This is a genomic window from Pseudoalteromonas sp. MT33b, from assembly GCF_014117385.1.
GTDB classification, from domain to species: Bacteria; Pseudomonadota; Gammaproteobacteria; order Enterobacterales; family Alteromonadaceae; genus Pseudoalteromonas; species Pseudoalteromonas lipolytica.
In genome coordinates this window covers 514,110-530,096 of record NZ_CP059832.1, presented here as the reverse complement: position 1 = coordinate 530,096, position 15,987 = coordinate 514,110, and the positions used below count along the sequence as shown (strand labels likewise).

At 42.1% G+C, this 15,987-nt stretch carries 8 protein-coding genes; 6 read left to right on the top strand and 2 right to left on the bottom strand.

All coding sequences use genetic code 11. The annotated features are described in order from the left end of the window. Positions 1–65: 65 nt before the first annotated feature. Complete coding sequence (locus H3302_RS18315; RefSeq protein ID WP_409076807.1) at positions 66–2,489, bottom strand: S9 family peptidase; 2,424 nt, start codon at positions 2,487–2,489, stop codon at positions 66–68. A gap of 184 nt (positions 2,490–2,673) precedes the next feature. Here H3302_RS18315 and H3302_RS18310 point away from each other — a divergent pair, with 184 nt between their 5' ends. The 5 genes from H3302_RS18310 (at position 2,674) to H3302_RS18290 (ending at position 11,047) form a co-directional block, all read left to right on the top strand. Next, positions 2,674–3,681: a LacI family DNA-binding transcriptional regulator gene (locus H3302_RS18310; RefSeq protein WP_036972298.1), complete on the top strand. Its 1,008-nt coding sequence runs from the start codon at positions 2,674–2,676 to the stop codon at positions 3,679–3,681. Continuing rightward, complete coding sequence (locus H3302_RS18305) at positions 3,678–4,898, top strand: glycosyltransferase (RefSeq protein WP_182396462.1); 1,221 nt, start codon at positions 3,678–3,680, stop codon at positions 4,896–4,898. The genes H3302_RS18310 and H3302_RS18305 overlap by 4 nt, the downstream gene beginning before the upstream one ends. A gap of 149 nt (positions 4,899–5,047) precedes the next feature. Continuing rightward, positions 5,048–6,274, top strand: a complete 1,227-nt coding sequence (locus H3302_RS18300) for a threonine/serine exporter ThrE family protein (RefSeq protein WP_074988806.1) — start codon at positions 5,048–5,050, stop codon at positions 6,272–6,274. 624 nt (positions 6,275–6,898) lie between these two features. Beyond that, a complete protein-coding gene (locus H3302_RS18295) occupies positions 6,899–9,460 on the top strand; it encodes a TonB-dependent receptor (protein WP_182396461.1) in 2,562 nt (853 codons plus the stop codon). A 255-nt stretch (positions 9,461–9,715) separates the two neighbouring features. Further along, positions 9,716–11,047: a TonB family protein gene (locus tag H3302_RS18290; RefSeq protein WP_259369904.1), complete on the top strand. Its 1,332-nt coding sequence runs from the start codon at positions 9,716–9,718 to the stop codon at positions 11,045–11,047. Here H3302_RS18290 and H3302_RS18285 read toward each other — a convergent pair. Then, positions 11,040–13,160: a winged helix-turn-helix domain-containing protein gene (locus tag H3302_RS18285; RefSeq protein WP_182396460.1), complete on the bottom strand. Its 2,121-nt coding sequence runs from the start codon at positions 13,158–13,160 to the stop codon at positions 11,040–11,042. The genes H3302_RS18290 and H3302_RS18285 overlap by 8 nt on opposite strands. A 229-nt stretch (positions 13,161–13,389) precedes the next feature. On the opposite strand from H3302_RS18285, the gene H3302_RS18280 reads away from it, so the two are divergent. Then, positions 13,390–15,936, top strand: coding sequence for a TonB-dependent receptor (locus tag H3302_RS18280; RefSeq protein ID WP_259369903.1), 2,547 nt, complete (start codon positions 13,390–13,392; stop codon positions 15,934–15,936). The last annotated feature ends 51 nt before the right edge of the window (positions 15,937–15,987 follow it).

Below are 15,987 nucleotides of genomic sequence, written 5' to 3'. Positions count from 1 at the left end.
AGCTTTAGCCGCTCAAAAAAATCCCCGCTAAAAGGCGGGGATTCTTAATATACGTATTTTGCTAATTACTGAGTGACACCTTCAGCAGCAACTGGCTTGGCTTCCTTTTCATCACTTAATAAGTATTTATCTAGCCATTGCTCTTGCTCCCAAAGCACATGCAATAAGCTCTTACGGGCACGGTAGCCGTGGGCCTCATAAGGCAACATAACTAAACGAGCCTCTTTGCCAAGGCCTTTTAATGCGGCGTACATGCGCTCGCTTTGCATTGGAAACGTGCCTGAATTTGGATCTTCTTGGCCGTGTATCATCAACATAGGTTCATTGATTTTCTCAGCATGGAAAAATGGCGACATTGCGGCATATACATCTTGAGCTTGCCAAAAATCGCGTTCTTCACCTTGAAAACCAAATGGCGTTAATGTGCGATTGTAAGCACCACTGCGGGCAATACCCGTTTTAAATAAGTCGCTGTGTGCTAGTAAATTAGCCACCATAAAAGCACCATACGAGTGACCAGCAATCGCTATTTTGTCTTTATCGGCAATGCCTTTTTCAACCAATACATCAACAGCGGCTTGCGCACTCGATACGAGCTGAGTACGGAAAAGGTCATTCGGCTCTTTACCATCGACACCTACAATTGGCATTTTAGGGTCATCAAATACCGCAATCCCTTTTGCAAGGTACGGCATAGGCCCCCAATACCCAATGTAAGTAAACTCATACGGTGATTCGCGCACTTGCGATGCCACCGCTTTATCTTTGTATTCAAGCGGGTAAGCCCACATCAGTACAGGTAACGTTCCTTGGGTTTTGTCATAGCCCGGCGGCAAGTAAAGTGTGCCACTCAGTTCAACACCATCCTCTCTCTTATAACGAATAAGCTCTTTAGTTACGCCTTTAAATTCAGGGTAAGGATGCTCAAACGTTGTTAATTGAGTGAGTTTGTCGTTATCTAAATCACGAATAAAGAAATTTGGTTGCTCCGTTTTTGATTCACGTATGGTGATCAAACGCTCGCCTTCATCGTCTAACATCGCACGCACACGCTCGTAATAAGGTGCAGCTGATTGCCAAACACGGGTTGTTGAGTTTGTTTTTACATCGTAACGGTCTAAGAATGGGATATTTCCTTGCTCAGACGCCCCATTACCACGGAAATAAATATAACGACCGCCAACCACTTTGATGACACTTTCACCTAAGTCGTTTTTCTCGTAGATTGGGTAACCTGGATCTTTATAAGCATCATTGTAACTGCGCTCAGAAAAGAGCACGCGATTTTTATCGGCATTTCGAGGTTGTATAACAAATGTGCGTATTTGTCTGTCGCTAAAACGCCATTCAGATAATAAAGCAACATTGTTACTGCCCCACTCTATTGAGTCGAAGCGACGCTCAACTTTAGCAAATAGCTTAGGTTCACGTTTAAACGGAGCGCGCAAACTATAAAGGTAATCATGGTGCGCTACGTCTGTTTTCATATCGCCACCGTCTTGTGCTTCTGCCCAAATGACTTCGGCACCTTGGTCTGAACGCCACTGAAAATCTCGACGGCCAGTACGAACGCTGTCGTAACCTTGGGGAATATTGTCGGCTAGCGGCTGTTTTGCCAGCTCAGCCAAGGTGTAACCGCGCATTCCCCAAATTTGCCATGTAGCAGCAAAGCGTTGGTATGGAACTTGGTACGAAAAAGGCTCATCGATCATACCCACCAAAATATTGGTTGAATCGGGCGATACTGAAAACGACTTAATTAACCCAGCTTGACCAATTGGCTGCGCTTGGCCGCTCAATGGAATATAAGTAAGCTGACTTTGACCAAAAAACTTAAACTGCGCTTCATCGAAGGGGCTGCTTAATAAATTTTGATAAGTGCGCGCAGGTGCTTTTTCACCTGTACTTTGTTGAATTACCGGAACGACAGCCGTGCTGTCATTGGTTAAACGGGTTTTACCTAAATTAACAGCCGCATTTGCAACGATAGCACTGCTATCGGGTAACCACATGTAAGGAGTACGCGTTAATACTGAGTTTAACGGCGTATCACTGAGTTGCCTTGCTTGTTTTGTACTGACGTTATAAACCCATAAATTGGCACTATTTTTTTGTTCAATCACAAAGGCTAAGTATTGACTATCGCTTGACCAACTGGGCGAGCGAATTAAACCATTGGGTAAACCCGATACCGTAATTTTACTCCCTGTTTCAACATGCTTTAGCACCAGAGACGTAAATATAGCGCGCTCACGTGAGCGCGAAAAATTGGCAGGATTGAGTTTAATTCCGGCGAGTTTTAGTTCTTCTTTCGCAAGATCTTGTAGGGTATCAATACGTTTTCTATCAAATAATGCCAACCACTCGGCATCATTTGATAAATAACTACTGGGTGCTAATTTAGCATCGACAACCGAAGCCAAGGCAGGTGAAGGTGTTTGATACCCTTCATTGGCAAAACTTGAAGTACAAACTGACACGCCAATCATCAGCGTAAAAAGCAATTTTAATGCTTTCATGTTAGTTCCTTTTTTCGTTTTTATTTCCGACTAAGAAAATAGTTTAAGACATTTTATAAAGAGTTTCGACTCTTTTGGCAGCTAATCAGTGACTTAAATCACTAAATTACGCTAATATAAGCACACTATATTCGCTACTTTTCGCTAGACAAAAATGAAAAAATCAACGGGCAAAGTCACTATTTGGGACGTAGCCAAAGAAGCGCAAGTATCAAAATCTACCGTGTCTTTGGTTCTCACTAACAGTGATAAAGTCAGTAATAAAAGTAAAGAAAAAGTGCTGACTGCCATCGATAAGCTTGGTTATGTATATAACCGAGACGCCGCAGCACTTCGAAGTAAGCGCTCGAATCTTGTCGCACTGGTAATTAATGACCTAACCAACCCCTACTCAGCGCAACTAGCAGTAGGCTTGGAGAAGCATATTTACGATTTAGGAATGCTGCCTATGTTGGTAAATATTGCCGAATGTGTAGAAAGACAAAAGCAAGTTGTAAAAACTCTAAAAGAATACAATGTGTCTGCTTTTATTATGTGCCCGGCCCCTGGCACCGAACAAAGCTGGCAAGATGACCTGATTAATAGCGGCTTTCCTGTAATTAATATAATGCGTGAGGTTCCCTTTTCGGCAGCACCGTGCGTTTTACCCGACAACAAAAAAGGCACTCATATTGCTACCAGCCATATCCTGTCGCAAGGTATTGAAGAAATTGCTTTTTTAGGTGGTGTAGATGAAATATCAGACTACCATGAGCGACTGAGTGGTTTTTTATCGGCGCTTAAACAATTTAATATAAGCGAAGACAAACGTGTTATTCAGGCACAAACAAATCGTCAAGGTGGCCGCGAAGCCTTCAACAGTTTGATCAAAAAATCCCCGCATATCAAAGCGATTATTTGCTTTAACGATGTGATTGCTTATGGTGCCATTGAAGCAATGCGCCAACATGGATTAGAACCGGGCAAAGACATTAAAGTTGTTGGCTTTGATGATCTTGAAGATTCGCGATTAATGCTACCATCGCTCTCAACCATTGCAATAAATGCCGATGAAATTGGTAAGCGCACTTGCCAAGTTTTAAAAGAACTTCTTAATCAATCGACACCACCTGTCCGCACTTTGGTGGATGTCAATTTACAAATACGAGACTCAAGTCAATGAAAAAAGTGTTAGTGATCGGCTATGTATGGCCAGAGCCAAACTCCTCTGCCGCCGGCACCCACATGATGTCGCTATTGCGCGCCTTTCGAGCACAAAACTGGCAGGTCGAGTTTGCCAGCCCAGCGCAAAAAACAGAGCACATGATTGACCTTGCAAACGAAGGCATAACCAGCCAAGTCATTGCCCTAAACTGCGCCAGCTTTGATCAGTATGTACAAGCTTATAATCCCGATATCGTGATGTTTGATCGCTTCATGATGGAAGAGCAATTTGGTTGGCGTGTAGATAAATACTGTCCCAATGCTTTAAAAATCCTCGACACAGAAGACTTGCAATGCTTAAGAAACGCTCGCCACGAGGCACATAAAGCAGGACGTGCATTCAGCTTTGCAGACTTACACAGTGATATTGCCAAACGTGAAATAGCCGCTATTTTGCGCTCAGATATTAGTTTGATCATCTCGCACTATGAAATGCAATTACTAAACGATGTATTCAACGTTGATAGTGCGTTATTGCATCACTTGCCATTTTTAGTCGACTTAAAAGCGCTTCCGACCAACACAAAACCCTTTAATGAGCGCCAGCATTTTATGACGATTGGTAACTTTCGCCATGCCCCAAATTGGGATGCAGTCCTTTACTTACAACAAATCTGGCCGTTGATCCGCAAGCAGTTACCTGACGCCGAATTACATATTTATGGCTCTTACCCACCGCCTAAAGCAACGGCACTTAATAACCCTAAAACAGGATTTTTAATAAAAGGCTGGGCAGATGATGCCTATAAAGTGATGGAAGATGCTCGCGTATGCTTATCGCCACTGCGCTTTGGTGCCGGTATTAAAGGTAAGTTACTGGAAGCGATGATCATGCAAACGCCGAGTGTCACCACCCCAATTGGCAGTGAAGGCATGCACCTAAACGAGCCGTGGCCAGGTACAGTTTGCGAAAATGCAGAGCAATTTGCCGACGCCGCCGTAGCACTTTACAAAGATGAATCTGCGTTTATTCAAGCTCAGCAATATGGCAAACAGTTATTGCAAAAATATTATGATAAATCAAAACTTGAAGCGCAATTAATGGCTAAAATTGAACACGTCAGTGAGTCACTGATAAGCCATAGACAGAACAATTTCACAGGGCAAATGCTGAAACATCACACAATGCGTTCAACACAATATATGGCGCAATGGATTGAAGCAAAAAATAAGTAAATTACCCCTAAATAACACTAGACATAGTAGCGTTTGTCGCTAAAATCGCGCTGGTAAATTTAAGCTTTATAGTCTGCTTTGCAGACTATATCTTATTGAAATTTGGTCTATCCTTAACTGAACAATTTAACCTTTGGTTCAAAACGCCTTTGAAAAACGCAACGTTTACTGAAAAACGAAAATTTATCGTTAAGCTGGGTAAAATGCTCCATAAATATGGCACACCAGCATATCGACTTGAAGCGCACTTAATGGAAGTCGCAACATATCTTGGCCTAAAATCCTCCTTCGTCATGTCGCCTACTTCAGTGACGTTTGTGATCTGGACAGATGGCCACGAAGAAGAGTACACCCATGTTGCACGCGTTGATCCGGGTGATCATGACTTAGGCTCGCTTGCTGATACCGATGATCTGGTAAATAAAATGCTCAATGGCGATTTAACCTTGCAAGAGGTTGATAAACAGCTCGACATTATTTACACCATGCCAAACCCTTACAACAAATTTACCACTGGCGTTGCGTTTGCAACATCAGGTGGTGCATTTGCAATGCTAATGGGCACCAGTTGGAATGATGTATTTTGGTCTGCACTGCTGACTTTAGTGGTGTATTTATTTGTTCTTTGGTCAACACGTTCTAAACGCGTTGCTCATATGCTTGAACCATTAGTGGCCATTGTTTCCGCTATTTTAGCGTGTGCAGTGAGTGTGTACCTCGATGCCGAAATTAATATTCGGTTAGTTGTTCTCTCTGCCATTATTGTGTTTATACCGGGGCTTGCTTTAGCGTTAGGCTTTGCCGAACTTGCAGCGAGGCATTTGGTGTCGGGAACAGCCAGAGTCATGGATTCCTTTATGTTGCTGTTTAAACTCTATTTTGGTGCTTTTATTGGTATTGGTATCGGGTTTGCGATTTTCGGACAAGCCGATTTTGTGCAACCAGAACCATTACCCAAGTGGACCGCATGGCTGGCTATTTTCATGTTATGTAGCAGCTTAATCGTGATATTTAGAACCAAGCTTAAACATGCGCTATGGTCAATTGCATCAGGTTTTATTGCATATGGTACAAGCATTGGCTCAGCAATGTATCTTGACTACACCTTGGGTACATTTGTAGGGGCATTATCGGTTGGTATTTTTAGTAACCTGTTTAACCGTGTTGCGAATGCACCTGCTTCTATCGTCGCCATGCAAGGATTAATCGTGTTAGTCCCGGGAAGCAAGACCTACATTGGCCTAAACTCGCTGATTGAAGGTCAAGATTTTGTGTACGCCGAGCACATAGGTCAGCAAACATTCTTGATTTTTATGTCGTTAGTAGCGGGTTTAATTTTCGCCAACGTTGCGCTGCCACCGAAAAAGAGTTTGTAATTTATATAAGCCCGAGTTTACTCGGGCTTTTTGGTTATTGGCAGCCGTAAGCAAGCGTGTAAAGTCAAGAAAACACCCCTTCTAAAGAAAACCAAATTCGCCAAGGATTAAAGCTTCGCATTAAAAACGAGGTTACTGCATAACTGATACAAACAAAATATGTAGGTGCCCCGCGACAATTTAAAATTTCCTTCTTTGTGTTTATTCTCAGCTTCTTTTAATCAGTATCGAATCGTTTTTAAATTTGCCAACTTTTTCATCTTAAAGTTGTGAATGTCCGCTATTTAATTATCTAAAAAACAATAAGTAAATTTAACTCATTAAAATAACCAACAAAAATAAAAATAAAAAACACTAATAAATCAAAACATTAAACAGAACAAAAGTCTAAATTTAATTGATTTTTAACATTTCACAACTTTTCATTCAAATTCAAGACTCCCCAATCAAGAAAAGCGTTTAATAACCACTCAAACTTTATGACAGCGCTGCCTTTTGGCAGAGCAAGAAAAATAAGCACGCTATACGTTGCGTTAGTTTGACACCAGTTAAGTGCTCTGTGTATGCCGCTAAGCACTTAAACCTAAATGATAAAACACAAGTTCGAATTCAAGGGGATCGACAATGTTGAACTTAAACAAGAATAAACTCAGTTTAGCGATCAGTTTGTCATTATTAAGTGCGGGCGTAGCTTCACCTGTATTTGCTAATGAAACTGGCCAAGCCACCACTGATGAAGTAGAAGTAATTCAAGTTCGCGGTATTCGTGGCAGTGTCGTCAAATCACTAAATACTAAACGCTTTGCAAACTCTATCGTCGATGCTGTGACATCAGAGGATATTGGTAAGTTTCCAGACCAAAACGTTGCAGAATCACTGCAACGTATTACTGGTGTATCGATGAGTCGTGCCTTTGGCGAAGGTGAGCGTATAAGTATTCGCGGTACATCAGAAAACCAAAACCGTACTCTTTTAAATGGCCAAGCCGTTGGCTCTGCTGATTGGTGGGTTGATTCTTCAGCAAGCCGAGGCTTTAACTACACGATGCTTCCTTCTGAAATTGTCTCTGGATTAGAAGTGTATAAATCACCTGAGGCTGATATTGATGAAGGCTCTATTGGTGGGACGGTGATTGTTCGTACCCGTAAGCCTCTTGATCTTGAAGCAAATAGAATCGCAGGTTCGATTTTAATGCAACACAGTGAAATTTCGGGTGAAACAGACCCACAATTAGCAGGCCTTTATAGTTGGAAAAATGATAACGAAACTCTCGGTGCGCTTGTTTCTGTATTTAAACAAAAACGTAACCTGCGCCGCGATGGTATTGAAGCATGGAGCTGGACGCATCGTGATATTACTCTAGAAGATGGCACTGAGATTGAAAATGTATACACACCTGGTGGTGGCGGTTCTGCCATGTTTACTCAAGAGCGTATTAGAACGGGTTTCAACTTAACTTTACAGTATCGCCCTACCGACAATATTGACATTACATTCAACGCGCTAGACTCAACAATGAAAGCCAATAATGCTAACCAAAACTTCCTTTGGTTACCTGGTTATGGCGGCTCGCACTATACTTCTTTAGATATTGTAGCGCATGATAAAGTGGGACGTTTTGCCCAAGCGGGCACGCTTGGTTTATCACTAACAGGTAATAACATCCTAGATGAAACAAAAGTACGTAACTCAGAACTTAAAACGAATTCGTATGATTTAAAACTGACCCATGAAGGTGAAACGTGGAAATCGTCTTATCATGTTGGTGTGACCGAAGGCTCTGGCGGTACACAAACTGACCGAAGTGTCGGCTGGGAAGGAAATGCTGTGCATAGTTACAATGCGGCGAATGTTGAAAGTATAGAAACTAGTTATGCAAAAGACCCAGCCGATGGCGATGCGTGGAACCTAGGGTTTTTACGCTATGATTCAAATGATGCGCTAGATAAAGAATATTATGCTCAAACAGATTTTGAGCGTGCTATTGATGTCGCTGTCTTCAGTAAAATTAAATTTGGTCTAAAGTACCGTGATCATAAACGTGAGAATGTGCGCTTACAATCACAAACACGCACTGATTTAAACTGGAGCTTGGCCGATTACTCAAACCCAGCACCCCGTGATTTTTTATCGGGTATTGGATCGAGTGGCACACTTCGTAACTACGCGATGACTGACTTAGCTAAAGTACGCCGTGATGGTGATGCGCTTGATTGGCAATATAATTTATTATTTGATAGTAACTTTGCAATCGAAGAAAACATTTTCGCAGGCTATGTAAAAGCAGATATCGACGTTGAAGGCATGCGCGGTAATGTCGGAGTTCGTTTAGTGGAAACAAAACAGACAACAGGCGCATACGTTGGCCCTGCAGATGCAAAAACATGGCAAGAAGAAGAGACCAGCTACTTTGATATTCTTCCTAGTTTAAATCTCGCTATAGACTTAAACGACGACATGTTACTGCGTATTGGTGCAGCCCGAGTGATGACCCGCCCTGATTATGCGGCAATGACCAATGCAACCACCTACAATACCGAAACACGTGTAGGCACGGGTGGTAATTCAAATATCGACCCGTATCGTGCCACTCAGTTTGACGTAGGTTATGAATGGTATTTTGCTGATGCAGGCATTTTTTCGGCTGCACTATTCTATAAAGACTTACAATCAACATTGGGCAATAACACACAAACCGAAGTATTCAATGGTGTCGAAATTGAAATCAGCCGCCCTATTAATGGCCCATCAGGCACATTAAAAGGATTAGAGCTTGGTTTACAAACGGAGATAGTTGAAGGATTTGGTGTTGCAGCTAATTACACCTTTGTCGATGGTGAGTCTAAAGACTTAGATGGCAATGACGTACTAATCCCAGGTATTTCAAAGCATACTTATAACATCAGTACCTATTATGAAACTGAGCGTTTTGGTGGTCGTCTGTCTTATAACTATCGCACAGGATACGACACAGGTCGTGCTTGGCCAGGGTATCAAGATGCCTATGGCCAAGTTGATGCGACATTCAACTTTAATGTCACTGAGAACATTACCGCTGTTTTTGAAGCGACTAACTTAACTGATGAGCATACATTCAGCTACCAAGAGGAAGGTGTTAAGCAGGCACTAACGGGTGTGTATGCCGATGGACGACGCTTTTCTGCAGGTATTCGTTTTAACTTCTAGTCGACACACTTGCTAACACAGGTACACGACTATTGCCATGGAAGGCAAGCCTCATCGCCCTGAGGTGTTTTAAGCGGTGAACCTACTTTCACCGCTTTTTTTCAACTAGCAATCATGCTTAAAACAAGTACAATCAAATGCTAAACGGTTTAAAAATCTTAAAATATAAAATTCGTGTCGGCTAATACCACCCACTACAAATTATACAAAAGCGTTATTAAATCCTTGCAGGCAATAGCCTGTTTATTTGTGTGCGTGTTGTATTCTACCACCAGCCATGCTGACCTCTTAAGTGCGACACTTGATTATCACAAGGGTAATTACAATGAAGCACAGCAGCAGTTTTATGAGTTAGCGCAATTAGGAAATGTCGATGCAATTTATAATATTGGGGTCATGTATTTACATGGCCAAGGGCGAGAAAAAAACCGTGCCAAAGCGTATGCATGGTTTAATTTAGCCGCCGACTTTGGTCTCGTCGAAGCACGCGATACCGCCAGGCTAATTGCAGAGCAAAGTGAACAGCAACAACAAGCACTTGAAGATGCCTATGCCGCGTTGTTAACGCATATAAGTTTTGAAAAATACGACAAAGAATTGCGCCCTGAGCTCACAGCTTCCCCTGTTCACACCCTAAATATAAACCGCAGTTACACCGTAGAACCACTCTACCCCGAACATGCTTACAACAATGGCCTTGAAGGCTGGGTATGGCTTGAATTTGATATCGATAAAAATGGCGCGGTGGGGGATATTACTTTAGTCGATTCTTACCCAGAAAAAACCTTTGATAAAGCACTTATAAATGCTGTTAAACGTTGGCAATACAAGGCCGACGATAATGCTTTACCCCATTATAATCGTTCTTTGCTATACCATTTTACTACTTTTAAAGGGGAGCAGTATCAGCACAGTTTCCAACGCCAAAAAAAGAGTTATCAAAACGAAATAAGTGAACTCATCGATGCCGCAGAACAAGGCAATGCAGTCGTGCAATATTACATTGCTAATTGGTTAAGTTCAGATAAATACAATGCCAGTAAACTTTTGAAATATCACTGGCAAAAAAACACCGCGAGTAGTGAGTTATTACTTACCTCTGCACGCAATGGTTACGCTAATTCTCAATATAGAATTGGGGCTAATTTACTGCGTGGGGATTATGGTCAGGTAGACAGGCAAAAAGGCCTAAATTGGATTTTGCTTGCTGCACAAAATGGCTTTGCCAATGCGCAATATCGCCTTGGTCGCGAATTATTAAACCAACGCTATGTTGATTATGCCCCGAATAAAGCGCAAAAGTGGTTAACTGCCGCGGCCAAACAAGGGCATTTTAGAGCCAAACGAGATTTAGCACAGTTATTGTTTGAGTTAAACCAACCTACTACTGCTATTCAAACCGCGCTAAACGATGCCCTTAATCATGATAATAATCATCCCCAACTCTTGCTGCTACAAGCAAAGCTACAGCAACAACAGAAGCAGCTACAACTCGCCAAAGAATCTGCTCAAGCAGCTTTCAAAGAAGCCCAAGACAGAAACTGGAATACCCAGTCTATTTCTGCGTTTTTAACGACACTTAATTAATCACTTGATGAACTAAAATATCGGTTTCAATCCCCTCAACCTGACTAAATACTAATTGTGTTCCATCCACTGAGCTGCTCATTGTTAATTCAACTCCGATGTCTAAACCATACACACTCAGTGGTTTTATAAATAAATTCTCTTTAGAAGCAATTAAGTAACAATATAAAGATAACTGACGACCTTCACGCAACACGTAATACATGCCTCCTTCAAAGAAGGCAGGCTTGTACAACGCCATAGACGGCAGTAATTGTGACAAAGGAATATGCTGCTCAAGTGCAGCCGATAAATAAAACCGCAATGTTTGTTCATAATCTGAATACGAGGGGTTCAATTGCCAAAGTGGTTGCTCTGCTGACAACCTGAACAGTGACACATTATTCGCAAGTAATGAGTTACTGCTCTGTTGTAAATCATAACGCCAGTCTTGCCACTCATCTTGAGCCGATTTTGCTTGATACAACACGCTTTGGCTATCGGCTGACCAGCGAACCGCATTTAATTGCTCAAAACCTGAAATAATGGGCACTAAGCGCCGTGAAAACGTGTTAATCAAGTACACTTTTTGCGTTTCATCCATAAGCAATAAAGTGTCGCCATTTGGTGAAAATTGCAGATATTTTGGCATTATATTGCTTGGAAGATGAGCCACTAGATTAGCTGATTTTCTACGTTGATGCTTAACCCACACCTCAGCGCGCGAAAACGCTGTAACACTCGGGCGCTGCATAGAAATAAACGCAACCTGCTTACCATCATGTGACAATGTCGGCATAAAATCCATTTGAGTTGACGAGGCAAGTTGTGCAACTTTATCAACCAGAATACCTTGAGGTGATTTACTTAAACTTAACTGATAAGCGTTGATCTGTGCCGCCCCTTCAGCATGGGCTATATCACCCGTAGCGGGGTTAACAGCAAGGCTGGCAATAACCCCCCTCGATTTATGTAAGGTATAGGGCTCGCCTTCTAATGAGCTGCGTTTAAGATCTTCTTCAACATACAAAATATGCTGACCTGTTTGATCATACATAACAGGATGTTGCTTATATAACTGGCGGCTAATAACACGCCGCGTTGATAAATCATGCAGGCTGACTTCAAAAAGACTGTACCAAATGCCCTGCTTTTCAAGAATAAGCATATTACCGTCATGATTAATATCAAAAGCGAGCGGCTTGAACTCGCCGACAAGTGTTGTATCGAGAACTTTAACAAAGCCGTCAGTACTGAGTGTGTACTTTATTAAGCGAGGTTGATTATCATGCCAAGTTATCCCAAACAGTGCGTTAGGCTGATACCACTTTAGACGCGTAGGTGCACTGTAAGGGTTGCATTTGGTAAGCGTATATTCAGGGCTCAATCGCCATGTTTCAATCGCGTTATTAACGCCAATCATGCGTATGTCACAACGTAGAGGGTCATAACGATAATACGCTAACCATTTACCATCAGGTGACCAAACAGGGGCTTCTTCAGAATAGCCCGAGCTTTTGACACTGTGTACAGTTTTACTTTGTTGATCAAACACAGCAAGATCAAACTGGTTTTGCATTTCATCTGACTGACTAAAAGCTAAATAACGTCCGTCGGGTGAGTAACGTAAAAACGACTCAGTACCAGGCGCAGAAGTTACACGAGTACGATAATTAAACTCGACTGCTTTAGTATCAACCGCAAAAAAATATTGTAAAAACAGGGTTGAAAATACACCAATCAGCCCTCCTGCAAGACCCCAAAACACCATTTTTTTAGAGGTACTCGGCGCTACTTGCTCCAGTAATGTCGGGGGCTCACTAACTTGAGCGATTAATTGATATCCAATACGCGGGACGGTTCGAATAATCTGTTGTGGTGTTTTTGTATCATGCAGACTTTTGCGCAGTTGAGTGACTAACTGGCTTACCGAGTTGTCACTCACAATCACCTCGCCCCAAACAGCATCCATTATCTGTTCTCGCGATACAGCCTTTCCTTGGTTTTCTAATAATAAGGAAAGCAACAGTAACTGTTTTGACTCCACATCAACCCAGGTGCCCTGCACTTTTGCTTTTAAGCTTATAAAGTCAACGATGACATCGTTAAGCATTACTTTTTGTTGGGTTGACATCGACATTTGTTTAATTGTTACACGCGTTAATATATGGTTAAATAATTCAAGAGAGCGTAAAGTATAAATTGGGCACAAACAACAGCCCCAAGCGCTTGATCACATTGTTAGGCAGCGAGTCTTTGAACACATTAACCGCTTAGTTGGATTTAGCATGGCTTTTAAAACGCTCAATTTTATGACCCTATTTACCTATTCTAGTTTTATGTTATGTCTATCCGGCTCGAAGTTGGCTACTGCTCAATCAAACAATGATGCAACGAACGGATTAGAAACTATTCAAATTCGGGGCTTTCATGACAGCGCTGTCAAGTCACTCCATGATAAACGAAATAGTCACTCAATTATAGACACAATTAGTGCGCAAGATATCGGTAAATTTCCTGATAAAAATGTCGCTGAGGCACTCCAACGTGTGACCGGAATTTCACTTTCTCGGATCCAAGGAGAAGGTGAGCGAGTCGGCGTTCGCGGGACCACACCCGAGCAAAACCGCACTTACCTCAATGGACAATCTATCGCTTCTGCCGATTGGTGGATATCGTCTCAGCCAAACCGTGGGTTTAATTACACGCTACTACCAGCAGACTTAGTTGCCTCACTTGAAGTGTATAAAACCCCACAAGCAGATCATGATGAAGGATCGCTAGGTGGCGCCGTTAATATCAAAACAATGCGACCCTTACAAACGCCTAATAAACACTTTGTGATTAATTCTCAACTGCAATATAACGACCTTTCTGGCGAGTTCGACCCGCAGTTTGCTAGTTTTTATAATTGGAAAAACAAGTCTGAACAAAGTGGTTTATTACTCACTTTTACCCGCAATGACCGATTGCTGCGCCGCGATGGATTAGAGTCATGGGGGTGGCATGAACAACACTTTCAGAAGAATGACGACCTTAGTCTAAGCCCAAGCGATAACATGGCCGATATCAATCATATTTGGACACCAGGCGGCGGCGGTTCAGCACTCTTTCAACAACGTCGTGTATTAACAACCGCAACATTTGCCTTTGAGCATCAAATGAATTTTGATTGGAATATTCAACTCAACGGGTTGTATTCTGTACTTGATGCCAATAACAGTAACCAAAACTTTTTATGGCAACCAAGCAGCGTATTCGCCAGAGGAGGACGCGTTTATAATGCTGACATTATCGACAACACCTTAGCCTTTGCTCGTTATTCAACAGTAACCGATGAGTCCAAGCCACACAGTACCGCGATGGAAGCCATCTGGCGCGAGTCACAAATTGATACCAGTAGTATGCAGTTGATTGTTTCACAGCAAGCCGATTTATGGCAAAACACCTACCAGATTGGTTTTACACATGGTGGCGGCGGTTCAAAACAAGATTACACATCACAGTTTTCAGCCAATACAGCCTACACGGTTGATACTCGACAACGTAAAAACATCATTGCTGAATACGCAACCTCCCCACTCGATGCTCAACAATGGCAATTGACAGAAGCAAGAAACGATAGCCAAGATTCAACCGATCAAGAGCTGTATCTGCAAGGCGACTTTGAACGTGCGATTGATCACTCAATTATTTCTTCGGTCAAGTTTGGCGTGAAATACCGTGACCATCAACGTGATTTTATTCGTCTGCGTTCTATAAATGGCTCTTATGATGCGCTGACAGAGCAACTTGGGTGGACCTTAGCTGATTTTCCCGCAACCATACCTACTGACTTTTTAGCGGGGATTGGCGATCAACACACCTTAAAAAAATACAGCTATGCAGATATTGATTCTCTCGCCAAGCAATTCAATACGCTTGAATTCGAACAACAAGAAGAAAAAGCCAGTCGGTTTGATATCCAAGAAAGAACAACGGCGGGTTATGTTAAATTAAACTTATCGGGTGACTCTTATAGCGCAAATCTAGGACTTCGAGCAGTAAACACGCAGCAAGACGCTGCTGCCTATCAACGAATTGCATCGCCGATTGAACTCCCAGACAGCTATCAATGGCAAACACATCAAAAAAATTACACCGATCTATTACCCAGTGTAAATTTAAACATTAATATTAACGACGATATTGTCACCCGCTTTAGTGTTGCTAGAGTTATGTCACGCCCACAATATAATCACTTAATGCCTTCTACTAACTACAACGTAACACAAGCTCAAGGCCAAGGCGGTAACCCTAATCTAGACCCTTATAGAGCCAACCAATTTGATGCTAGCCTAGAATGGTACTTTGCAGATGCGGGGCTTTTATCAGCCGCACTATTTAATAAAGATGTTGAATCGTTTGTTGAGTTTAAAAGAAGCATTGAGGAGCATGAAAATATCGCCATGACCATTGATAGGCCCATAAATGGAAGCGGCGGCACGATTCGTGGACTTGAATTGGGTTATCAGCAAGAGCTGTTTTATGGGTTTGGTGTCATTGCTAATTACACCTTCGTAGATGGAGAGCGTAGTAAGCGCAATGCATCCAGCATTAATGCAATACCCGGTACTTCAAAACACACAATAAATTTAACTAGTTACTATGAGAATGAACTCATCAGTAGTCGCCTTGCCTATAACTACCGTACAGAATTCGCCACCGGCGTTGGCGAGACCATGATGGACAATTTTGGGCAACTCGATGGTAACTTAACGATTAAGCTGACAACACAGTTTGATATTATTTTTGATGCTATCAATCTCACCAATGAAACAACCTATACCTATGAGCGCAATCAGTATGCTCCAACAGGCATATACAAAAATGGTCGTCGCTTCTATTTAGGCATTCGGTATAGTCATTAACCGCATTCGTTACTAATCCTGTTTCATATTGCTATAATCGGTGACAATAAT